This is a genomic window from Duganella aceris, from assembly GCF_011090165.1.
Classification (GTDB): Bacteria; Pseudomonadota; Gammaproteobacteria; order Burkholderiales; family Burkholderiaceae_D; genus Rugamonas; species Rugamonas aceris.
Genome location: NZ_JAADJT010000002.1, coordinates 177,136 through 199,568 on the forward strand (window position 1 = coordinate 177,136; position 22,433 = coordinate 199,568).

Consider the following 22,433-nt stretch of genomic DNA (forward strand, 5'->3'; position numbering starts at 1 on the left):
GGTATGCAAACTCATACCAAGGTTTAATGCGCCCTGCCCGGCATGAATCGGTGCTACATTGGCAGGATTCGATCCATTCGATCGGTTTATGCCGACAGCGATTCGACCTAAACTCAGTTCATCGCTCACCCACCGAAAACTGACGACCATGAAAACCAAACTGCTGCCCGCCTCCTTCTTCGCGCTGACGCTGGGACTGGCCGAAACCGGCAACGCCTGGCGCTTCGCCCACAATCTGTGGGCCTTGCCGCCCCTGGCCGGCGAGGTGCTGCAGGCGCTGGCCGTGCTGTCCTTCGTGCTGTTCATGGCGCTGTACGCGCACAAATGGATGGCGCACCGCGCCGCCGCCGTGGCCGAAACCCGCGATCCGGTGCAGTCGGCCTTCCTGGCGCTGATCCCGGAATCGCTGATCCTGGTCGCGCTGGCGCTGCAGCCGTACTGGCTGGCGGCCGCCACGCCGCTGTTCTGGCTCGGCTCCGCCGTCAACGTGGGCTACGGCGCCTGGCGCCTGGCCGCGCACTGGAGCGCCAGGCGCGACGCCGCGCAGATCGTGCCGCCGCTGTTCCTGCCCTATACCGCCAGTGTGCTGGTCAATGCGCTGGCTGCCGGCATTTTCGGCTACGTCGATTACGGCTGGATGCTGTTCGGCGCCGGCGCCATCTCGTGGCTGATCCTCGACTCGGCGATCACCCACCAGTTGATGACCGGCGGCCTGGCCGACAAGACCCGCAACTTCATGGGCATCTACAGCGCGCCGCCGGTGGTGGCCCTGGTGGCGTACCAGGTGCTGGCCGGCGCCGACGCCAGCGCGGCGGTGACCTATGCGCTGGCCGGCTATGCGTTGTTCGTGTTCGCCGGAATGGGGTTCGCGATGCCGTGGCTGGCGCAGCAGGACTTCGCGCCCGGCTATTGGGCCTACACTTTCGGCCTCGCCACGCTGGGCCAGGGCTTGATGCTGATGGCCCGCAACAACCCGAGCCGGATACTGGAAGCCGTCGCCGGCGCGGTGTTCGTGGCGACGCTGCTGCTGGTGCTGTACGTGGCCGTCGGTTCGCTGCGGCTGCTGGCGCGCGGCGGCTACTTCCCGGCCGCGCCGCAAGCCGCACCGGCGCCGGGCCGCGCCTGATGAAGACGGTCGCCCTGGTGCTGTTCCCCGGCGTGCAGTCGCTGGACGTCTCCGGTCCGATGGATGTCTTCGCCGAGGCCAACGACTATGTCGATGCCGGCCGGGGCTATCGGCTGGTCACGGTCGGCACCGCGCCCTACCCGATCCGCGCGTCCAACGGCCAGCAACTGGGCGCGGACCTGGGCCTGGAAGACGCCGGCACCGACTACGATATCGTATTGGTGGCCGGCGGCCCGCAACTGCCGCAGGCGCCGGATCACCCGCGACTGTCGGCCTGGCTGCGCGCCGTGGCGCACAAGGTGCCGCGCTACGGCTCGATCTGCACCGGCGCCTTCCTGCTGGGCCGCGCCGGCCTGTTGGACGGCAGGCGCGCCACCACCCACTGGAGCGACGCCGCGCAGCTGGCGGCGCAGTTCCCATCGGCGCGGATCGAGCATGACCGCATCCATGTGCGCGACGGCGGTCTGGTGACGTCGGCCGGCGTCACGGCCGGCATCGACCTGGCCTTGGCATTGGTGGCGGAGGATCACGGGCCGGCGGTGGCGCTGGCGGTGGCCAAGCGGCTGCTGGTGCTGGCGCAGCGCCAGGGCGGCCAGTCGCAGTTCAGTCCTTATCTGTCGGACGCCGCCGCGCCGGACGCGCTGGCCGCCGTGATCCAGAACTACGTGATGGAGCATCTGGCGGAATCGCTGTCGGTCGAGCACCTGGCCGAGGTGGCCGGCATGAGCGCGCGCAATTTCGCCCGCAAGTTCGTCGAGGAGATGGCGGTGACGCCGGCCGAATTCGTGCAGCGCGCCCGCGTCGACGCCGCCCGCAACCTGCTGGAGGGCAGCGAGCTGGCGCTCAAGACCATCGCCTGGCGCTGCGGCTTCGGCAGCGCGGCGCGCATGCGGCTGGTGTTCGCGCAACGCTTCGGCGTCACGCCCAACCAGTACCGCGACAGCTTCGGCGTGGCGAAGACCGCCCCCTAGGCGGTCAAAGCCCGGCCAGCGTACGCTCCAGAAGGTCGAAATCCGCCGGTTTGACCAGGTGGAAGTCGAAGCCCGCGTCGGCGGTCTTTTGCCGGTCCGTGTCGGAGCCGTAGCCGGTGTGGGCGATCAGCCGCGTCGAGGCCAGCAACGGATCGGCGCGCATCATCCGCGCCAGCATGTAGCCGTCGATATTCGGCAGGCCGATATCGAGGATGATGGCGTCGTGGGGATGGGCCCGCGCCAGCGCCATCGCGCCTTCGGCGTCGTGCGCCACATGCACCTGGTGTCCCATGGCGCGCAGCAGCTCGCCCATCACGTCGGCCGAGTCGGCGTTGTCGTCGACCAGCAGCAAGCGGCGCGCGCCCGGCGCCAAGGCCGATGCCTGAACCGCCTGGGCTTCCTCCGGCGATGCCGCCAACGGCAGCTCGATGGTGAAGGTGCTGCCCTGGTCGATGCCGGGGCTGTCGGCGGTCACGCCGCCGCCGTGCATGCGCGCCAGCGTCGACACCAGCGACAGGCCGATGCCGAGACCGTCGTGGACCCGGTCCTGCGTCGCGGCGCCCTGCGAGAACATGTTGAAGATGCGCGGCAGGTTGTAGTCGGTGATGCCGATGCCGTTGTCGGACACCGCGATCCGCACCCGGCCTTCACCGGGCAGCGTCACCGCCAGCTTGATACGGCCGTCGCGGTTGGTGAACTTGGCGGCGTTGTGCAGCAGATTGCCGATGGCCTGCGCCAGCCGCACCGGATCGGCGTGCAGCCAGATCGGCTGCGGCGGCACCTCGACCGTCAACGCGTGGCCGCGCGATTGCAGCAGCGGCGCCACGGTTTCCATCGCCGGCTCCAGCACCGCGTGCAGCTCCACCTGTTGCAGCTGCAAGGTCAGCTTGCCCTCGGAGATGCGCGCCACGTCCAGCAGATCGTCCACCAGCCGCGACAAATGACTGACCTGGCGCACGATCACTTCGCGCGCCTTGCGGTGCAGCTCCACCTGTTCGGCCGGCGCCTGTCCCATCAAGGCCACCGCGTTGCGGATCGGGCTCAAAGGGTTGCGCAGCTCGTGCGCCAGCGTGGCCAGGAAGTCGTTCTTGTTCTCGTCCGCCGCATGCAGCAGTCCTTCCATCTCCTTGCGGTGCGTGATGTCGCTGGTGATGCGGGCGATGCGGTATGGCGCGTCGCTGGCGTTGCGCACCATGAAGGCGCGGTCGCGCACCCAGCATACGGTACCGTCGCCGCGCCGCACGCGGTATTCCTGCTCATAGTGACCACCCTGTTGCAAGGCGCGCCACTGCGTTTCGACTTCGTCGCGGTCGTCGGGGTCGATGCCGTCGATCCAGTCGCCGGGACGTTCCTGCAATTGCGCCGCCGGACGGTCCCACATCGCCTCGTAGGCCTTGCTGACGTAGAGCAGCTCGTTGCTGTACAAGCCGAACATCCAGAACACATCCTCGATATTGTCGGTCAGCTGGCGGAAGCGTTCCTCGCTGTTGCGCAGGTCGGCCTGGGTGCGCTGCAAGCGCAGCAGCGCGTTGACGTTGGCCACCAGTTCGTCGGCTTCGATCGGCGCCGCCAGATAATTGTCGGCGCCGCCCTCCAGGCCACGGATCTTGTCGTCGCGGCCGGTCAGCGCGGCCGAGGTCTGCAGCACCAGCACCAGCGAGGTCGCGGCGTCGGCCTTGATCTGGCGGCACACTTCGATGCCGTTGATGTCCGGGAGTTTGACGTCCAGCAGCACCAGCGCCGGCACCAGCCGCCGCGCCAGCGCCAGCGCGTCGGTGCCGTTGGCCGCCTCCGCCACCTGGAAGCCCGCGCCTTGCAGGATGCGGGTCTTCACATAGCGCGCGCCGTCGTTGTCGTCGACATTAAGGATCAGAATATCGTGGTTGCTCACGGGTTTATCTTTCATCATGAACCATATCCTTCACTGTCGGACGTTTGGTACTGGCGCGGCAGACGCAGGATGAAGGTGGAGCCGGAGCCCGCCACGCTCTCGACATCCACCGTGCCGCCCAACAGGGTGGCGAGCTTGCGGCACAGCGGCAAGCCCAGGCCAGTCCCCTTGGAGCGGCGTTGCAGCGGATGTTCGATCTGGCTGAACTCCTCGAAAATCAATTGCAGATGGTCGGCGCTGATGCCGATCCCAGTATCGCTGACGGCGAAGGTGACATGGTCGGCTTCGCCGTTGTCGCGCAGCGCGACCGTGACCGCGCCCGCTTCGGTGAACTTCAGCGCGTTGGAGATGAAGTTGCGCAGGATCTGCGCCACTTTTCCCTCGTCGGTCAGCACCGTCTGCGGCTCGGCCGGCGGCACGAACACCAGCTCCACCTCCGGACTGCGCGACAGCGGGCGCAACATGCCTTTCAGGGCGCTGAACAGCGTGGCCACCTCCATCGGCGCGACGTTCATTTCCACCTTGCCGGCTTCGATCTTGGCCAGATCGAGCAAGTCGTTGACCAGCTCCGACAGATCGGCGGCGGCGACCGCGATGAAACCGACCTGGCGCTCCTGCTCCACCGACAGCTCGCCGTCCATGCGGTCCAGCAGCAGCTTGGCCAGCGCGCGAATGGAGCTGAGCGGCGTGCGCAGTTCGTGGCTGGTGTTGGACAGGAAGCGCGATTTCATCTCGTCGGCCTTGCGAAGACGCTCGGCCTTTTCCTCGATCTCGGCGTACAGCGCGACCACGCCGCGGTTGGTGTCCTCCAGCTCGCGCGTCAGCGCCAGCAGGTCGTCCTGGCGCTCGCGCAGCTCGGCCAGCGCCGACGCCAGCTCGCGGTTCTGCTGCTGCATCTCGGAATAGGTGTTCTGCACCGGACTGGCGGCCAGCTGCGCGCCGAGGCGGTTCAAGCCGGCGGCGTCGATGCGCTGGCGGCCCGTGATCTCCTTGCACATCTCCACATGCAGCGTCGACTCCAGTCCCTGGCGCACGGTGCAACCGTCCATCAGCCGCTGCGCGGTGATGACCGCGTTGTCCAGTTGCGCGGCCAGGCTTTCCGCCTCGGCCCCCGCCGCCAGCGGCAGCGCGCGCGCCGCGGCGCCGTCGGCGCGTATGGTCACGATCAGCATCTGCGCGCGGCCCTGCAGGTCGAGCGCGAACTGCGCCCTTCCTCCCGACAGCCGGCCGTAGGCGCAGCGCGCCACTTCCGACACCGCCGTCGCCACCCGCACCTGGTCCTGCACGCTGAAGCCCAGCAACGCCGAAATCTGCCGCGCGCGCTGGCGCACCATCACCACATCGGGTTCGCTGTCGATGCCGACCTGCAGGATGCGGGTCGCGCCGCTCATGCGGCCTCCGGCACGCGCTGCACCAGCACGCTGGCGTCGTCGCGGCCGCGCGCGTAATCGCGCAGCAGCACGGCGGCGATGATCGCCGGGTCGCAGGCGACCAGACCCGGATGCTGGTCCAGATCCCACTGCGTGGTGATGCCGTCGCTGGCCAGAATCACCAGCGCGCCGGGTTCGCACGGCAGCGTGAATTCCTGCACCTTGCGCATATTGTGGCCGACGATGCCGTTGTGCGACACCAGCTGGCGCCGTGGTCCACCATCGACGATGCAGGCGCCGATGTTGCCGACGCCGGAGAAACGCAACTGCCGCGCCGCCGGGTCGAGCAGCGCCACCGCCAGCGCAGCGCCGCGCGTGGAGCGCAGCGCTGCGTGGCACACCTCGACCTGCTCGGCCGGCCGCAGCGACGGCTGCAGCGTCATCGCGTCGATGGCGGCCTTGGCGGCCTTGGCCGCCTCCGGTCCGTGACCGAGGCCGTCGACCATCAGCAGCGCGATCTCATGCCGCTGCCGCGCCACCGCCCAGGCGTCGCCGCTCTCGGTCTCGCCCGCCAGCGGCAGACATACGCCGCCCGATTGCGGCTGCACCGCCGGCGCCGCGCCGGCCCAGAGGCGCATGAAGAATACCGCACCCTTGCCGCGCGGTGCGTAGACGTCGAATTGATCCGACAGCCGGCGCAGCGCGCCCAATCCGGTGCCCGCGGTGCCGGCGCTGGACATGCCGTCGCGCAGCGCCGCGCCAAGGTTGGCGATGCCGGGACCGCGATCGAAACCCAATACATCGATGCCGCAAGCCTCGCCGCCGTAGGCGAACGACAGCGATATCCGGCCCTCACCGGCGTGCTTGAGCATATTGGTGGCCAGCTCGGTGATGATGATGGCCAATTGGCCGGCGCGGGTGTCGTCGAAGCCCTGCTGCTGCGCCATGCGCTGGCCGACGCGGCGCGCCGCAGCGATATCGCTGGCATGTGTGATGCCTACCCACGTAGGGGTATCCAGCGAACTGATTATTTTTTCCATTTGATGATAGCTACCGCAGTGCCCTCGCCTCCACGTGAATCGATGTCGAATTCGTCGACCAGTCTTTTGGCGCCGCCCAAGCCGAGACCGAGGCCGCCGCCGCTGGTGAACCCATCGCGCAGCGCCTGCTCGATGTCCAGGATGCCGGGGCCGTCGTCGGCGAACACCAGCCGCAGGCCGCGCCGCACGCCGTCCGACAGCATCTGCGCCAGCACCATGCCGCCGCCACCGTACTTGATGGTGTTGCGCGCCAGTTCGCTGGCGGCCGTCACCAGCTTGGTCTGCTCGACCAGGCTCAGTTTCAGCTCCAGCGCGTGCTCGCGCACCACCTTGCGCACGCCGACCACATGTTCGTCGGTGTGCAGCGGCAGCGTCGCGCTGTTCTGGATCTCGCGCCCGGTTGTGTTCAGGAGCCGCGAACTAAACCGCACCGCCTCGGGTGCCTGGTTCATGTTCATCGCAGATAACTCTTCCCGAGCAAGGCCATGCCTTTCTCGACGTTGAGCGCGGTCTTCACGCCCGGCAGCGTCAACCCCAGCTCCACCAGCGTGATCGCCACCGCCGGCTGCATGCCGACCAACACGGTCTGCGCGTCCAGCACGCGCGCCATCGCCGCCGTGTTGCTGATCATGCGGCCGATGAAGGAATCGACCAGATCGAGCGCCGAGATGTCGATCAACACCCCCTTGGCGGCGTCGCGCACGATGCGCTCGGTCAGGTCGTCCTGCAGGGTCATCGCCAGGCGGTCATGCATGTCGACCTGGATCGTCACCAGCAGCAGGTCGCCGATGCGCAGAATAGGTATGCGTTCCATAGGCGACTCAGACGGCGACGCGGGTGACGGTCGCTCCCACGCGCGCCAGCGCCACGGTAAAGGCGTCGGCCAGCGTGGCCTTGGTGACCACGTCCTCCAGGTTGACGCCCAGGTGCACGATGGTCTGCGCGATCTGCGGGCGGATGCCGCTGATGATGCAGTCGGCGCCCATCAGGCGCGCGGCGGCGATGGTCTTCATCAGATGCTGCGCCACCAGCGTGTCGACGGTCGGCACGCCGGTGATGTCGATGATGGCGATGGCGGCGCCGGTTTCGACGATCTTCTCCAGCAGGCTCTCCATCACCACCTGGGTGCGGGCGCTGTCGAGGGTGCCGATCAGCGGCAGCGCCAGGATGTCCTGCCACAGCTTGACCACGGGGGTCGACAGCTCCAGCAGTTCCTGTTGCTGGCGCACGATGATCTGGTCGCGGCTCTTCTGGAACACCTCGATGGTGAACAGGCCCAGTTTGTCGAGCAGCGTGCTGACGCTCCACAGCGCCTCTGCCAGCAGCTCCGGCTCGGCGGACAGCGACTGGCGCAGGCTGGCGAACAGCGATTGCTTGAGCGAGAACACGAAGGTCGCGGTTTCGCTCGGGGTCGAACCCTGCTTGGCGCGCTGGGTGGAAATCTCGGTCAGCTGGTCGCGCAGCTCGTCGTAGGCGCGGCCGTCGATGCTGTCGAAACCGCCGTCCAGCGCCGCGCCGGGCAGCAGCTTCAGAAACTGGCCGCAGTGGCGGCGCAGCTGCTCTTCCGAAGCGCTATCGTTGCGGAACGACAGTCCCTGCAGATGTTCAACCCAGTCGGCCTGGATCTCGGCCTGATGCTGTTGGATCAGCGTGCTGATGCGGCGGGCGTTTTCGTTGGTGCTCATTCAGTCCTCATGGTCTTGGCGGTTGGCGACGAAATATTTCGTAATTTCAATAGTTCTTCCAGCATACGCGATCGCCCCCCGTTTCTTGCGGCACTTTCAACAGTGCGCTTGTAGGAAAATTCCTATTTTGACGAAAAAACCCCGATTTATTTTCCACAGAGCAATTCCATCAATGCTGCGACGTCGATCGGCTTGGTCAGGTGGGCGTCGAAGCCCGCCTCGGCGGCGCGGCGGCGGTCCGCTTCCTGGCCGTAGCCGGTCAGCGCGAACAGGCGCAACGGCGCGGCATCGGCATCGGCGTGCTGCCGGCGCAGCCGCTGCGCCAGCTCGTAACCGTCCATGCCGGGCAGGCCGATGTCGAACAGACCGACGTCGGGCTTGAACAGCGGCGCCGCCTTCAGCGCGGACGGCGCGTCGAACACCACTTCGACCGTGTGCCCGTGCAGCGTCAGCAGCTCGCCAAGGGCGTTGGCGGCGTCCTCGTTGTCGTCGACCACCAGGATAGCCAAGCCGGTACGCACCGCGCCGGGTTGCTCGCAGGCCGACGGCGGCGGCAGCGGCGCCGCCTCGCCAGGCGCCAGCGCCGGCAAGCGCAGCGTGAACTCGCTGCCACGGCCGATGCCGTCGCTGTGCGCCGCGACGCTGCCGCCATGCAGCGCCACCATGCTGCGCACGATGCTCAGCCCCAGTCCCAGCCCGCCCTGCGAGCGGCTCAGCGCCTGGCGCTCCTGCACGAACAGCTCGAAGATCGCCGGCAGCATCTCGGCCGAGATGCCGATGCCGTTGTCGCGCACGGACACCACCACCTGGTCGCCGTCGCGCCGCGCCGTGACGTGCAGCCGGCCTTCCGGCTCGGTGTATTTCGCGGCGTTGGTCAGCAGGTTGGCCAACACCTGCGCGCAGCGGCCCGGATCGGCCATCACCGCCAGCCCGCGCGCCGGCACCTCCAGTTCCAGCGCATGGCGCTTTTGTTCGATCAGCGGACTGGCGGTCTCGATCGCGCGCGCCACCACCTCGGCCATCTCCACCGCTTCGCGCCGCAGCTGGATCTTGCCTTCGGCGACGCGCGACACGTCCAGCAGATCGTCGACCAGCGCCACCAGGTGATTGGTCTGGCGCTCGATCACCGCGCGCTCCTTGACCGCGTAGTCGCCGCCGCGCAGCCGCATCAGCTGCAGCGCGGTGACGATGGGCGCCAGCGGATTGCGCAGCTCGTGGCCCAGCATCGCCAGGAATTCGTCCTTGGCGCGGTTGGCCGCCTCCGCCGCGCGCTTGGCGTTGGCCAGCTCGGTCACTTCGAACACCACCACCGCCACGCCCTCCGGCTTGCCGGCATCGTCGAGCAGCGGCTGGTAGACGAAATCGAAGTAGCCGTCCTCCAGCCGGGGCGGCGAGCCGCGCATCAGCTTGACCAGCACCGAACGGCCGACGTACGGCTGGCCGGTGTCGAACACGCTGTCCAGCAACTCGAAGATGCCCTGACCCTCCAGTTCCGGCAGCGCCTCGCGGATCGGCAGTCCCACCACGGGCCGATGGCCGATGATCTCCTGGTAGTAGGCGTTGGCCTGCTCGAACACGTGCCGCGGTCCGCGCAGGATGGTGATCGCCACCGGCGCCTGGCTGAAGATGCCCTGCGTGCGCCGCTCCACCGCCCGCTCCACCACTCGCCCTTGCTGGCGCAGGCGCAGCAGGTCGATACGCGCGGCCAGCTCGCGGCCGGAGAACGGCTTGACCAGGTAGTCGTCGGCGCCGGCCTGCAATCCCTCCAGCCGCGCCTCCTCGCCGGCGCGCGCCGACAACAGCATGAACGGGATGTCGCGCGTGGCCGGATCGGCGCGCAGCGCCGCCAGCAGGCCGAAGCCGTCGAGCCGGGGCATCATCACGTCGGACAGGATGATGTCCGGCGCCTGCCGCGCCACCGCCTCCAGCGCCGCGACGCCGTTGTCGCAGGCCTCCACCCGCCACTGCCCACGTAGCAGGCGTCGCAGGTAGTCGCGCATGTCGGCGTTGTCGTCGACCACCAGCAGGCGCCCGAGCATGCGCGGCGCGGCCGGGGTCTCGGGCGCATCGTCGGGCGCGACGGCGGCCGGCTGCACCCAGCCGTCGGCTTCGGCGACGTAGGCTTGCGCGACGTTCGCCGGCAGCGGCGGCGCCTGCTCGCGCAGTTGGTCCGCCGGCAGGTGGGCGCTGCCCAGCGGCAGCGTCACGCTGAACACGGTGCCGCGACCCGCCACGCTGTCGACGCCGATCTCGCCGCCGTGCAGCGCCACCAGATCATGCACCAGCGCCAGGCCGATGCCGGAACCTTCGTGCGTGCGCGAGCGCGCGCCCTCGACCCGGTGGAAGCGTTCGAACAACAGCGGCAGCTGGTCGGCCGGGATGCCGGTGCCGGTGTCCTCCACCTGCAGCCGCACCTGCTTGCCGACGCCGCGCAGGCCGACGCGGATCTCGCCTTCGAAGGTGAACTTGAAGGCGTTCGACAGCAGGTTGAGAATGATCTTTTCCCACATCGCCGCATCGACATACACCGGCGACGGCAACGGCCGGCAATCGACGGTGAGCCGCATGCCCGCGCCTTCGATGGTGGAGCGGAAGCTGCTGGCCAGATCGGCGGTCAGCGCGGACAGGTCGGTCGGCGCGAAACCCGCCTGGGCGCGGCCGGCCTGCACGCGCGAGAATTCCAGCAGCGTGTTGACCAGTTTTTGCAGCCGCAGCGCGTTGCGCTGCATCAGCTGCATGCGCGCGCGCTGCACCGCCGGCAGCGGCTCGGCGGCGTCGCCCAGCGCATCCTCGATCGGGCCAAGCAACAGCGTCAACGGGGTGCGGAATTCGTGGCTGACGTTGCTGAAGAACTGGGTCTTGGCGTGATCGAGCTGCATCAGCATCTCGGCGCGCAGGCGCTCGTCCTCGGCGGCGCGGGCGTGCTGGATCGCGTTGCCGGCCTGGCTGGCGATCAGCTCCATGAAGCTGCGGTAATCGGCGTCGAGCGGGCGCGCCGCGCTCACGCCCAGCACCAGCGCGCCGGCGGCATGGCGCGTGACCGCGTCCATCAACGGCAGCACCAGCGCCTGGCCGATGCGCTGATTGGCCAGGCCGGCCGGCATGCCGTCGAGCGTCCGGCCGGGATCGAGCGTCACCAGCCGCGCGGCGCCGTCGGCGATCACCTCGGCCACCGGGAACAGGCCGGCGGCGTTGGCCAGGCCGGGATGCGTGGCCTGCGCCAGCCGCGCCTCATCGCCTTCGGCGCCGGCCAGGTACAGCAGGGCGAACGGGAGGTCGTCGGGATTGTCGGCGATGGTGGCGATGGCGATGGCGCAGGCGCTCTGCACGCTCTTTTCCAGCAGCGTGCGGGTGCTCATGTCGGAGACGGTGCGCAGCCGGCGCGCGTTCAGGTGCTTGGCGGTGACGTCGAGATTGGGACAGAACAGGCCCGCCACCCGGCCCGATTCGTCGCGCACCGGGCTATACGAGAAGGAGTAGAAAGTCTCCTCCAGAAAATCGCCGCGCCGCATAAACAGCCGCACGTCGTCGGCCATGGTGGCCTCGCCGTGGCCGAACACCTTGTCCACCAAGGGGCCGCAGATGTCCCAGATTTCGGCCCATACTTCGGACGCCGGCCGGCCGAGGGCCCACGGATGCTTGGCCATGCTGAGCACATTGATATACGCATCGTTGTATAAAAACGTCGCCTGCTCGCCCCAGCCTATCCACATCGGTTGCGGAGAATTGAGCATCAGGCTGACCACCGCCTTCAGGCTGGGCGGCCAGCCGGCGATGGGGCCGAGCGGCGTGCGCGACCAGTCGAACGCCAATATCTGCGCACCCAGCACTCCCGGTGCGTTCAAAAACTGGGGGATGGCGCCGGACGGATGATTCATGGGAAAACCTTGATAAAATTTCGCATTAACAATGTTTTAAGGCTATCACTTTTTGTTGCCGCATGGAGTCTGTTTGACATCGCCCCCTTCGTCCCCATCTAATAGGACATGAACCGATCCTCCGCAGCCGAACTCCGGCACGAATTCCATCCCGCCGTGGCGGCCTGGTTCCATTCGTCGTTCCCTACGGAAACAGAAGCGCAGCGGCGCGCCTGGCCGCTGATCGCCGCCGGCCAGCCGACCTTGATCGCGGCGCCGACCGGCTCCGGCAAGACGCTGACCGCCTTCCTGGCCGCGATCGACGCGCTGGTGCGCGAGAGCGGCGACGCGCCGCTGCCGGATGAGACGCGGGTGCTGTACGTGTCGCCGCTGAAGGCGCTGTCGAACGACATCCGCGTCAACCTGCTGGCGCCGCTGGAGGGCATCGCGCGCGAGTTGGAGGCGATGGGCCTGCCGCCGCACGGCATCCGCAGCGCGGTGCGCACCGGCGACACGACGCAGAAGGAACGCAACGCGATGCGCAAGCGCGCGCCGCACATCCTGGTGTCGACGCCGGAGTCGCTGTATGTGCTGCTCGGCTCCGATAGCGGCCGCGCCATGCTGTCCAATGTGCGCACCGTGATCGTCGATGAAATCCATGCCGTGGCCGGCGGCAAGCGTGGCAGCCATCTGGCCCTGAGCCTGGAGCGGCTCGATGCCTTGTGCGCGCGGCCGCCGGTGCGGGTCGGTTTGTCGGCCACGCAGAAGCCCTTGTCGCTGGTGGCGCGCTTCCTCGCCGGCAGCGGGCGCGATTGCGCGGTGGTCGATGTCGGCCATGTGCGGGCGCGCGACCTGAACCTGGAGCTGCCGCCGGTGCCGCTGGAGGCCATCATGGCCAACGATGTGTGGGAGCGGGTCTACGACCGTCTGGCGGAGTTGACGGTGCTGCATCGGACCACGCTTATCTTCGTCAACACGCGGCGCATGGCGGAACGCATGGCGCGCCATCTGGGCGACCGCCTCGGCGCGCAGCATGTGGCCGCGCACCACGGCAGCCTGGCCAAGGAATACCGGCTCGATGCGGAACAGCGGCTCAAGCGCGGCGAGTTGCAGGTGCTGATCGCGACGGCGTCGCTGGAGCTGGGCATCGACATCGGCGACGTCGATCTGGTGTGTCAGATTGGTTCGCCGCGCAGCATCGCGTCGTTCCTGCAGCGGGTCGGGCGGTCGGGGCACCAGGTCGGCGGACTGCCCAAGGGGCGGCTGTTTCCGCAGTCGCGCGACGATTTGATCGAGTGCGCGGCGTTGCTGGACTGCGTGCGGCGCAATGAGCTGGATCTGTTGCGCATTCCGCCGGCGCCGCTGGATGTGATGGCGCAGCAGATCGTGGCGGAGGTGGCGTGTCGCGAGTGGGGCGAGGATGAGATGTTCGAGCTGCTGCGGCGGGCGTCGCCGTATGCGGAGCTGGAGCGCAAGCAGTATGAGGCGGTGCTGCGCATGCTGACCGACGGCTACACCGGCCGCCAGGGCGTACGCGGTTCGTATCTACATCGCGATGCCGTCAGCCGCACCTTGCGCGGGCGGCGCGGCGGCAAGCTGACCGCCGTGACTTCCGGCGGCACGATACCGGACAACGCCGATTACACGGTGGTGCTGGAGCCGCAGGGGCAGAGCGTGGGCACGGTGCATGAGGATTTCGCGGTCGAGAGTTTGGCAGGGGATGTTTTCCAACTTGGGAACACGTCGTATCGGATCCAGCGCATCGAGGCCGGCAAGGTGCGGGTGGAGGATGCGCACGGCGCCGCGCCCAACATTCCATTCTGGCTGGGCGAGGCGCCAGGCCGCAGCGACGAGCTGTCATTCGGCGTCGCCCGCCTGCGCGGCGAGATCGAGCGGCAGCTGGCCGGCATCAACGCGGACGGCTCGGGGCGGGCGGCGGACGGCGAGGCCAACGCAGACGGCCCAAGGCGGGCGGCGGACGGCGGGACCAACGCGGACGACCCGGGGCGGGCGGCGGACGGCGAGGCCAACGCGGACGGCTCGGGGCGGGCGGCGGACGGCGAGGCTAACGCGGACGGCCCGGGGCGGGCGGCGGACGGCGGGGCCGGCGCGGCGGGCGACAACAGCGCCGGGATCGAGCGCGCCATTGGCTGGCTGCACGAACATCTCGGCCTGCACGACGATGCCGCGCGCCAGATCGTCGAATACCTGGCCCGCGCGCGCTCTGCGCTCGGCGCCCTGCCGACCCGCGACACGCTGGTCATGGAACGCTTCTTCGACGAATCCGGCGGCATGCAGCTGGTCTTGCACTCACCTTACGGTAGCCGCATCAACCGCGCCTGGGGTCTGGCGCTGCGCAAGCGCTTCTGCCGCACCTTCAACTTCGAGCTGCAGGCCGCCGCCACCGAGGACGCCATCGTGCTGTCGCTATCGGACAGCCACAGCTTCCCGCTGGACGAAGTCTGGCGCTACCTGCGCTCCACCAGCGCAGAACACATCCTGATCCAGGCCCTGCTCGACGCCCCGCTGTTCAACGTCCGATGGCGCTGGAACGCGACCACGGCGCTGGCCCTGCCGCGCTACGCCGGCGGCCGCAAAGTCGCGCCGCAACTCCAGCGCATGAAGAGCGACGACCTGCTGGCCGCCGTCTTCCCCGATCAGGCCGCGTGCCTGGAAAACATCGTCGGCGAACGCGAACTGCCCAGCCACCCGCTGGTCGACCAGACCCTGGACGACTGCCTGCACGAAGCGATGGACAGCGAAGGCTGGCTCGCCCTGCTGCGCCGTATGGAAGCCGGCGAAGTGCGCCTGCTGTCGCGCGACCTGCCCGCGCCGTCGCCGCTGGCGATGGAGATCCTCAACGCCCGCCCCTACGCCTTCCTCGACGACGCGCCGCTGGAAGAACGCCGCACGCAAGCCGTGATCAACCGCCGCTGGACCGACCCCGCCTCCACCGACGACCTGGGCGCACTGGACGCCGGCGCCATCGCCGCCGTGGCCGACGAAGCCTGGCCGCACGCGCGCAACAGCGACGAGATGCACGAGGCGCTGATGTCGCTGGCCTGCGTCACCCGCGACGAAGCGGCGCGCGAGGAAGGCTGGCCGGGCTGGCTCGACGGACTGTCGAACGGCGGCCGCGCCACGCGCCTGCGCGACGCCCGCAGCGGCGCCGATTTCTGGGTCGCGCTGGAGCGGCTGGCCTGCCTGCAGGCCGCCTACCCCGATGCGATCGCCGCGCCCGCGCTGACCATTCCGGAGAACCTGCGCCTCAACGGCGACGAGCCCTGGACCCGCGACGCCGCCCTGGTCGACATCATGCGCGCGCGCCTGAGCGGTTTCGGACCGCAGCCGCTGGCCGCCATCGCCGACGCGCTGGCGCTGCCCGAAACCACCGCCACCATCGCGCTGACGCAGCTGGAAAGCGAAGGCTACGTGATGCGCGGCCGCTTCAATCCCGGCGCCGTCACCGAGGAATGGTGCGAGCGCCATCTGCTGGCGCGCATCCACCGTTACACGATCAAGAGCCTGCGGCGCGAGATCGAACCGGTGGAGCGGCAGGACTTCATGCGCTTCCTGTTCGAGTGGCAGCACCTGTCGGCGGACACGCAATTGCAGGGCGCGGACGCGCTGCCGCAGGTGCTGGCGCAATTGGAGGGCTACGAAGCGGCGGCCGGCGCCTGGGAGAAGGAATTGCTGGCGCTGCGGGTGGCGGACTACGAGCCGCAGTGGCTCGACGATATGTGCCGCTCGGGGAAAATCGTCTGGACCCGCGTCGGCGCGCCGTCCAGCGCCGCCGGCGGGCCGGTGCGCGGCACGCCGCTGGTGCTGCTGCCGCGCCGTCAGCTCGGGCTGTGGCATGCGCTTCCCGCCATGCCGGCCGAGGTGGAAGTCTCGCCGCGCGCCACGCGCGTGCTGGCGGCGCTGCGCCGCGACGGCGCGATGTTCTTCGACGAGCTGTCGCAGGACGCCAGGCTGCTGCCGGTAGAGCTGGAGAATACGTTGGGAGAACTGGTGGCGACCGGGCTGGTCAACGCCGACAGCTACGCCGGACTGCGCGCCATGCTGGTCCCGGCCAACAAGCGCGCCAGCAGCGACAAGCGCCGCCGCCGTGGCGCCGGGCCGACGATGGAGGAAGCCGGACGCTGGGCGCTGGTGCGGCGCGGCGACGGCGTGACCATTACCGAGCGGGTGGTCGAAACCGCGCTCGCCGTCAATGGCGACGCGATGGCGGCCGGCGAAGCCGCCGCAGCCCACGACGCCGCCGATCCCGCCGCGCCGGCCACCCGGGCCTCGCGCACGACGGCCGCAGCGGGAGCAGCACCGTTGACGCCGGGCGTACGGGCGATACCGGGCGCGCGCGTGACGACGGCCACAATGGCGACCCCGGCGAGCGCCAGGACTGTCCCCGCGCCGCCGGTCCGCAGGCCGCGCACCGATCCCGAAACGCTGGAGCACATCGCGATGACGCTGCTGCGCCGCTACGGCGTGATGTTCTGGCGCCTGCTGGAGCGCGAGGCGGCATGGCTGCCGGCGTGGCGCGAGCTGCTGCCGGTGTACCACCGCCTCGAAGCACGCGGCGAGATACGCGGCGGGCGCTTTGTGGCCGGCCTCTCCGGCGAACAGTTCGCGCTGCCGGAAGCGATCCCGCTGCTGCGCGAGATGCGCCGCCGTCCGCACGACGGCGCCATGGTCTGCATCTCGGCCGTCGATCCGCTCAACCTCTGCGGCACACTGCTGGCCGGCGACAAGGTGCCCGCGCTCGCCGGCAACCGTCTGCTGTTCCGCGACGGCGTACTGGTGGCCACCCAGGCCGCCGGAAAATTCAGCTACCCGCAAGGCAGCGAGGAGCGCGAACTGCTGCACGCCCACCTGGTGGGCCGCAGCTAAGCCGTTAAAGCTGACGTGCGCCGAACGTGTCGCACAGCTCCACCTTGCCGTTGTCGATGCCCTTCTTAAACCACCGCACCCGCTGCTCGGAACTGCCGTGCGTGAAGGAATCCGGCACCACCTGCCCCTGCGCCTGCCGCTGCAAGGCATCGTCGCCGATCGCCGTGGCGGCCTTCAGCGCGGTCTCGACGTCGCCCTGCTCCAGAATCGCGCGCGCCTGGTTCGCGTGGAACGCCCACACGCCGGCGTAGCAATCCGCCTGCAACTCCAGCCGCACCGACATCGCGTTGGCCTGGGTCTCGGACGCGCGCCGGCGCGCCTGCTGGACCTTGTCCGAGGTGCCCATCAAGTTCTGCACGTGGTGCCCGACCTCATGAGCGATCACATACGCCTGAGCGAATTCGCCGGAGACCTTGAAGCGATCCTGCATCAAGCGATAAAAGCTCAAATCGATATAAACCTTTTGATCGCTTGGGCAGTAAAACGGCCCGGTCGCCGTTTGTCCGGTGCCGCAAGCGGTGGGCGTACTGTCGGAAAACAGCACCAACGTCGGTTTGACATAGGTCTTGCCGGAAGCGCTGAACAACGCGGTCCAGACATCTTCGGTATCGCCCAGCACAGTCGCGACGAATTTCGCCTGAAGGTCCGACGCAGGCGGCGCATGCGCGGGCGCTTGCTGTACCGACGTCACTCCACCGCCGCCGCCAGTCAAGATATTCAGCAGCGTGACCGGACTGACGCCCAGAAAATACGATCCGACCAGCGCGATGACGATGGTGCCGATCCCGATCGAGCGCCCACCGAAGCCGCTGCCGCCACCGCCGCCGCTCTGGCCGCGCCGGTCTTCCACATTGTCGCTTTCGCGATTACCTTGCCATTTCATCTTGTACCCCACACTGTTTTCATAAGTCACTATACGCCGCCCAACCCGCGCACAGCAACGTTTTGCACCCCATTGTGGCATAGCGCACATTGTGCGCACGACCCCGGGCGTAGCATGGCCTCATGAGAACCTCACGCCCAATCAAAATCCTGCTCGGCTTCCTCGCCACGTTGCTGTTGGTGATCGTCGCATTGATCATCTTTGTGCTGACCTACGACTGGAATCGCGCGCGTCCCTGGATCAACCACAAGGTGTCGGAATCCATCGGCCGCGAATTCGCCATCAACGGAGACCTGCGCGTGCGCTGGCACCAAGGCGACGCCAGCGAAAAAGGCTGGCGACGCTACGTGCCGCGCCCCGAGATCAGCGCCAAGGAAGTCCACATCGTCAATCCCGAATGGACCAAGACCGGACCAATGCTGGCCGACGTGGGCAACATCGTCGTCTCCGTCCACCCGCTGCCGCTGCTGCACAAGGAAGTCGTCATCAGCGATCTGGCGCTGGACCGCGTGACCGTCGCCGCCGAGCGGCGCAAGGACGGCAGCAATACCTGGACCTTCAAGGACAATGGCCCGTCGGAATGGGAAGTCGACATCCGCCGGCTAGCCTTCAGCAACGGCACCGCGCGTTACGTCGACGGCGGCATCGACCTCGATCTGCGCGCCAAGGCCACCTCGCTCAACGATGCGAGCGCGCCGACTTACGGCATGAAATTCGAACTCGGCGGCACCTACCGCAACGCGCCGATCACCGGCGGCGGCCGCGCCGGCGCCGTGCTGACGCTCGAAGAAGAACACACCAACTTCCCGCTCGAAGCCAATGCCACGCTGGGCAAGAACAAGATCGGCATCGCCGGCGTCCTGACCGATCCACGCTCGCTGTCAGGGCTTGATCTGAAACTGTCGCTGGCCGGCGCCAGCATGGCCGACCTGTACCCGTTGACCGGCGTGCTGCTGCCGGAAACGCCGCCTTACGCCACCAAGGGTAATCTGATCGGCAAAAAACGCGGCGAGCAGTGGGACTGGACGTACAAGAACTTCACCGGCACCGTCGGCGAAAGCGATCTGGAAGGCACGATGAATTACAGCCCGCGCAAACCGCGTCCGCTGCTGACCGGCACCCTGACCTCGCGCCAGCTGCGGCTGGACGACCTGGGCCCGACGATCGGTGCGGAGAGCAACGCCGGCAAGGCTTCACGCGGCAAGGCCAAGAACCAGCCCGACGACAAGGCTCTGCCGGTCGAGCAGTTCAACACCGCCAAATGGGACGCGCTGGACGCCGACGTCAAGTTCTCCGGCAAGAAGCTGGTGCGCACGCACGACATCCCGCTGCAGGATATCGAAACCCGCATCGTCATGAAAAACAAGGTGCTGACGCTGACACCGCTGAACTTCGGCATGGCCGGCGGCGACATCACCTCCAACATCAAGCTCGATGGCAGCAAGAAGCAGATCGACGCGCAGATCAAGATGGCGGCGCGTCACCTGAAGATCCGCGAGCTGTTCCCCAAGCTGCAATCGATGCAGGCCAGCGTGGGTGAAGTCAACGGCGACGCGGCGCTGGCCGGCACCGGCAACTCCATCTCCAGCATGCTGGCCACGTCCAGCGGTGAACTGGGCGCCACCGTCAGCGAAGGCTCGGTCAGCAAATTCATTCTGGAAGCGGCGGGCCTGAACATCGCCAACCTGGTCTACGTCAAGCTGTTCGGCGACAAGCAGATCGAGCTTAATTGCGCCGCCAGCGATTTCGTGGTCGAACGCGGCAAGGCGCAAACCCGCCGCTTCGTGATCGACACCAAGGAAGCCGTCATCGACATCAACGGCTCCATCGATCTGGCGCATGAAACGCTGGATCTGGACGTGCGGCCGAAGACCAAGGGCGTGCGCATCATCTCGCTGCGCACACCGCTGTACGCCAAGGGCACCTTCACCGATCCCGATGTCGGCCCTTACAAAGGCCCGCTGGTGCTGAAGGCCGGCGCCGCCATCGCATTGGCGACCATCGCCGCCCCCGCCGCCGCCATCCTGCCGCTGGTGAATCCGGGCCGCGTGGAGCCGGTCGATTGCGCCGCCGCGCTGAAGGATGCGACGCAAACCCGCCGCGTGGCGACCAAATCAACGACGACGCAGGTGCAGGCGCCGAACGTCGCCGCGCCGGCCGAGGCGAAGAAGGCCGCACCGCCACAGCAACCGCAACAGGTCAACGCGCAGAACGTCAAGCCTGTGATCAAGCACTAACGCGAATACAAACGCACGCCGAACGCCGGGCCGGCCGTACGGCCCGGCTCCGGGTCGAAACGCACCACGATCGTGGCCTTGCCTGCGGTGAGGCGTTCCGGCACCGGATAATCCTGGTCGATGAATTCACCTGGACGGCTGCCGTCCAACACCACATGCGCGATGCGCTCGCCGTCCACGCTGATGTGGAAGTCGCGGTTGCGCTCCTCGCCCCAATACGTCGCCTGCAAGGCCAACGGCCCCGGCCCGCTCCTCATGCGGAAGCTGAAGTAACCGCCGGTGCGCGCATCGCGGCCGTTGCGGCCACGGTAGGACACCGGATATGAAATATCCGATTGCAGATCGTGATCGCGCTCAGGCTGCATCTCGCCGAGATGCATGACATCGACCGAACGCGCCGCCAGATCCTTGAGCCGCGCCTCCTCCTTGCGGAACGCCACCTCCGACGCCGCCCATTCCGCTTCGCTATAGGCATTGAAGTACACCGCCGCGCGCCGCTCGTACTGCGCGAAGAACGGTGTGAACTTCATGTCGCCCGGACGCCCGGAGCCGACGCTGCGATACACGGCTTTCGCCTTGTCGCTCTCGGCGAACGACGCCAGGATGTTCGCGCCGACCAGCGCCGGCGCGAGTCCGGTGAACGGCTTGTCGGCCGCGCCCAGGTCGGCCGCCAGCACCATCGGGCCGCGCAACAGCGCAACCACGCCTTCGTTGCCGGCCGCCGATTCGAGCCGCAGCTCCAGCGGCAGCGACAGACGCACCGTGTCGCCGGCGCGCCAGCGGCGCCGTATCAGCGCATAGCCTTTGCCGCGCGCCGCCGCGAACGGCTTGCCGTTGACCAGCAGCGTGTGGCCGCTGGCCCAGGCCGGAATCCGCAACGCCAGTGTGTAGTAGCGCTGGCCCGCCAGGCGCTTCACCTTGATCGCGATATCGCCCTCGAACGGATAGCGTGTCGTCATCTCCAGCCGCGCGGCGGCCGTCTTCCATTCCACCGTCGACGGAATGTAGAGATTGACGAACAAGGTATCCGCGTTCTCCCAATAGATCGAGTCGCCGTGCTTGGCATGGCTCTCCATGCCGGACAACACGCAGCACCAGAAGTCGTTCTCCTCGCTGGAGAACTCGCGCGCGGTGCCGGACATCAGCGGCGTCATATAGGTGAACATGCCGGTGCGCGGATTCTGGTGCGCCAGGATGTGATTCAGATGCGTGCGCTCGTAATAATCGAAGTACGCCGCGTCCGGCGCCCAGCTGTACAAGTGGCGCGTCATCTTCAGCATGTTGTAGCTGCAGCAGGCCTCGCAGGTCTGCTCGGTGATGTGGGCGGCGATGGTGTCCGGCCCGGAGAAGTATTCGCGGTCGCCGTTGCCGCCGATGACGTAGCTGTGATGCCGCGTAACCGCCTTCCAGAAAAAATCCACCGCGTCGGCATCGCTGCGGCGGCCGGTCAGCTCGTGCAGACGCGCCAGGCCGATCAGCTTGGGGATCTGCGTGTTGGAGTGCAGCGTGGCCAGTTCGTCGCGGCCGCGCGCCAGCGGATCGAGCACCTTGTGGTGATACAGTCGTTGCGCCAGCGCCAGCCAGCGCTTGTCGTTGGTGCGCGCGTACAGTTCGGCGAAGCTTTCGTTGATGCCGCCATGTTCGCAGTTGAGCACCTGCTGCACCTGCTCGTCGCTCAGCGCGGCGAAGACCTTGTCGATGTAGCCGCCCAGGTCCACCGCCACTTGCAGCGCCTGCGCGTTGCCGGCGTAGGTCTGCGCGTCGAACAGGCCGGCGAACACCTTGTGCCAGTTATACAGCGGCACCCAGCAGCCGTTCAGATCGAACCCGGCGGAGCGGATCTCGCCGCGCATGATCTCGGGGAAGATCTCCTTGCCGTCGACCACCGTGCCGTCCTTGCGCTTGCGCATGAAGCCCGCCGCATAACCATCGCCCTGCGCCCGCTGCACGCGCGCCAGTTCGGCGACGATGTAATCGATGCGCGGCTTCAGCGCCGGCGCTCCGGTCTGCGCGTGCATCAGCGACAGCGCCGACAGATAGTGGCCCAGCCCTTCGCCGGCGATGGTGTCGGCTTCCCAGCCGCCGTACAACGCACCCCTGGTCGGCAGGCCGGCGAAGCGGTGGTAGTTGTGCAGGAAGCGGTCGGCGCTCAGGCGCAGCAGGTAGGCCTGGTTGGCCTGGATCGCGTCCGCGTACACGGAAGGCAGCAGCCGCACCGCCGACAACGGCAACGCCTTGGCGCTGGATGGCACGCCGCCGGCGTCCGCCGTGGCGGCCCGCGCGTTCCATCCGGCGACCAGTCCGAGACTGGCCGCGCCCTGCAACAACAACCTGCGTTGACGAGACAACGGCGATGCGCGCATACCTGACCTTTTAGAAATTCATCCCAGCGGATAATGTAACGCCGCAGCCCCCGCCCCGTCTTGCACCGCAGGGGCATAAAAAATGACGAATTCTGCACAAACGAGGGAGTGCGGGGAGACGCA

Annotated in this window: 13 protein-coding genes; 4 read left to right on the forward strand and 9 right to left on the reverse strand. The window is 67.9% G+C overall.

Going from position 1 to position 22,433, the window contains the following annotated elements; translation table 11 throughout:
• Nucleotides 1-148: 148 nt before the first annotated feature.
• Together GW587_RS05315 and GW587_RS05320 are read left to right on the forward strand one after the other, a co-directional pair.
• Nucleotides 149-1,126 (forward strand): SLAC1 family transporter, encoded by a 978-nt coding sequence (locus GW587_RS05315; protein WP_166099521.1) that lies wholly within the window; start codon nucleotides 149-151, stop codon nucleotides 1,124-1,126.
• Nucleotides 1,126-2,097 (forward strand): GlxA family transcriptional regulator, encoded by a 972-nt coding sequence (locus tag GW587_RS05320; RefSeq protein ID WP_166099524.1) that lies wholly within the window; start codon nucleotides 1,126-1,128, stop codon nucleotides 2,095-2,097. The genes GW587_RS05315 and GW587_RS05320 overlap by 1 nt, the downstream gene beginning before the upstream one ends.
• Before the next feature lie 4 nt (nucleotides 2,098-2,101).
• Here GW587_RS05320 and GW587_RS05325 read toward each other — a convergent pair whose 3' ends face one another.
• The 7 genes from GW587_RS05325 to GW587_RS05355 all read right to left on the reverse strand — a co-directional run bounded on the left by GW587_RS05325 (nucleotide 2,102) and on the right by GW587_RS05355 (nucleotide 11,961).
• The gene (locus GW587_RS05325; protein ID WP_166099527.1) at nucleotides 2,102-4,006 is read right to left on the reverse strand and encodes a hybrid sensor histidine kinase/response regulator; all 1,905 of its coding nucleotides are present in this window, start codon (nucleotides 4,004-4,006) and stop codon (nucleotides 2,102-2,104) included.
• Nucleotides 4,003-5,379 carry an ATP-binding protein gene (locus GW587_RS05330; protein WP_166099530.1) on the reverse strand — a complete coding sequence of 459 codons (1,377 nt, stop codon included), beginning with the start codon at nucleotides 5,377-5,379 and terminating at the stop codon, nucleotides 4,003-4,005. The genes GW587_RS05325 and GW587_RS05330 overlap by 4 nt, the downstream gene beginning before the upstream one ends.
• Complete coding sequence (locus GW587_RS05335) at nucleotides 5,376-6,398, reverse strand: SpoIIE family protein phosphatase (RefSeq protein ID WP_166099533.1); 1,023 nt, start codon at nucleotides 6,396-6,398, stop codon at nucleotides 5,376-5,378. Before GW587_RS05335 ends, GW587_RS05330 begins: the two co-directional genes overlap by 4 nt.
• Complete coding sequence (locus tag GW587_RS05340; protein ID WP_166099537.1) at nucleotides 6,386-6,856, reverse strand: anti-sigma regulatory factor; 471 nt, start codon at nucleotides 6,854-6,856, stop codon at nucleotides 6,386-6,388. Before GW587_RS05340 ends, GW587_RS05335 begins: the two co-directional genes overlap by 13 nt.
• Nucleotides 6,853-7,212 carry an STAS domain-containing protein gene (locus GW587_RS05345; protein ID WP_166099540.1) on the reverse strand — a complete coding sequence of 120 codons (360 nt, stop codon included), beginning with the start codon at nucleotides 7,210-7,212 and terminating at the stop codon, nucleotides 6,853-6,855. Before GW587_RS05345 ends, GW587_RS05340 begins: the two co-directional genes overlap by 4 nt.
• A 7-nt stretch (nucleotides 7,213-7,219) precedes the next feature.
• The gene (locus GW587_RS05350) at nucleotides 7,220-8,083 is read right to left on the reverse strand and encodes an STAS domain-containing protein (protein WP_166099542.1); all 864 of its coding nucleotides are present in this window, start codon (nucleotides 8,081-8,083) and stop codon (nucleotides 7,220-7,222) included.
• Nucleotides 8,084-8,229: 146 nt separating this feature from the next.
• Nucleotides 8,230-11,961, reverse strand: a complete 3,732-nt coding sequence (locus GW587_RS05355; RefSeq protein WP_166099545.1) for an ATP-binding protein — start codon at nucleotides 11,959-11,961, stop codon at nucleotides 8,230-8,232.
• A 108-nt stretch (nucleotides 11,962-12,069) separates the two neighbouring features.
• Between GW587_RS05355 and GW587_RS05360 the strand changes: the two genes are divergently transcribed.
• Nucleotides 12,070-16,827, forward strand: a complete 4,758-nt coding sequence (locus GW587_RS05360) for a DEAD/DEAH box helicase (RefSeq protein WP_166099548.1) — start codon at nucleotides 12,070-12,072, stop codon at nucleotides 16,825-16,827.
• A 4-nt stretch (nucleotides 16,828-16,831) separates the two neighbouring features.
• Here GW587_RS05360 and ypfJ read toward each other — a convergent pair whose 3' ends face one another.
• The gene (ypfJ, locus tag GW587_RS05365; protein ID WP_166099550.1) at nucleotides 16,832-17,710 is read right to left on the reverse strand and encodes a KPN_02809 family neutral zinc metallopeptidase; all 879 of its coding nucleotides are present in this window, start codon (nucleotides 17,708-17,710) and stop codon (nucleotides 16,832-16,834) included.
• A gap of 122 nt (nucleotides 17,711-17,832) precedes the next feature.
• Between ypfJ and GW587_RS05370 the strand changes: the two genes are divergently transcribed.
• Nucleotides 17,833-19,947, forward strand: a complete 2,115-nt coding sequence (locus GW587_RS05370) for an AsmA family protein (protein ID WP_166099552.1) — start codon at nucleotides 17,833-17,835, stop codon at nucleotides 19,945-19,947.
• On the opposite strand, the gene GW587_RS05375 is transcribed toward GW587_RS05370, so the two are convergent.
• Entirely contained in the window at nucleotides 19,944-22,310 is a 2,367-nt protein-coding gene (locus GW587_RS05375; protein WP_166099555.1) for a glycoside hydrolase family 127 protein, read from the reverse strand. The two genes, GW587_RS05370 and GW587_RS05375, sit on opposite strands and share 4 nt — an antisense overlap.
• Between the last annotated feature and the right edge of the window lie 123 nt (nucleotides 22,311-22,433).

Bases quoted from the DNA above. Each gene is read 5' to 3' on its own strand.
- GW587_RS05315 (WP_166099521.1), top strand. From the start codon at position 149: ATGAAAACCAAACTGCTGCCCGCCTCCTTCTTCGCGCTGACGCTGGGA.
- GW587_RS05320 (WP_166099524.1), top strand. From the start codon at position 1,126: ATGAAGACGGTCGCCCTGGTGCTGTTCCCCGGCGTGCAGTCGCTGGAC.
- GW587_RS05325 (WP_166099527.1), bottom strand. From the start codon at position 4,006: ATGATGAAAGATAAACCCGTGAGCAACCACGATATTCTGATCCTTAAT.
- GW587_RS05330 (WP_166099530.1), bottom strand. From the start codon at position 5,379: ATGAGCGGCGCGACCCGCATCCTGCAGGTCGGCATCGACAGCGAACCC.
- GW587_RS05335 (WP_166099533.1), bottom strand. From the start codon at position 6,398: ATGGAAAAAATAATCAGTTCGCTGGATACCCCTACGTGGGTAGGCATC.
- GW587_RS05340 (WP_166099537.1), bottom strand. From the start codon at position 6,856: ATGAACATGAACCAGGCACCCGAGGCGGTGCGGTTTAGTTCGCGGCTC.
- GW587_RS05345 (WP_166099540.1), bottom strand. From the start codon at position 7,212: ATGGAACGCATACCTATTCTGCGCATCGGCGACCTGCTGCTGGTGACG.
- GW587_RS05350 (WP_166099542.1), bottom strand. From the start codon at position 8,083: ATGAGCACCAACGAAAACGCCCGCCGCATCAGCACGCTGATCCAACAG.
- GW587_RS05355 (WP_166099545.1), bottom strand. From the start codon at position 11,961: ATGAATCATCCGTCCGGCGCCATCCCCCAGTTTTTGAACGCACCGGGA.
- GW587_RS05360 (WP_166099548.1), top strand. From the start codon at position 12,070: ATGAACCGATCCTCCGCAGCCGAACTCCGGCACGAATTCCATCCCGCC.
- ypfJ (WP_166099550.1), bottom strand. From the start codon at position 17,710: ATGAAATGGCAAGGTAATCGCGAAAGCGACAATGTGGAAGACCGGCGC.
- GW587_RS05370 (WP_166099552.1), top strand. From the start codon at position 17,833: ATGAGAACCTCACGCCCAATCAAAATCCTGCTCGGCTTCCTCGCCACG.
- GW587_RS05375 (WP_166099555.1), bottom strand. From the start codon at position 22,310: ATGCGCGCATCGCCGTTGTCTCGTCAACGCAGGTTGTTGTTGCAGGGC.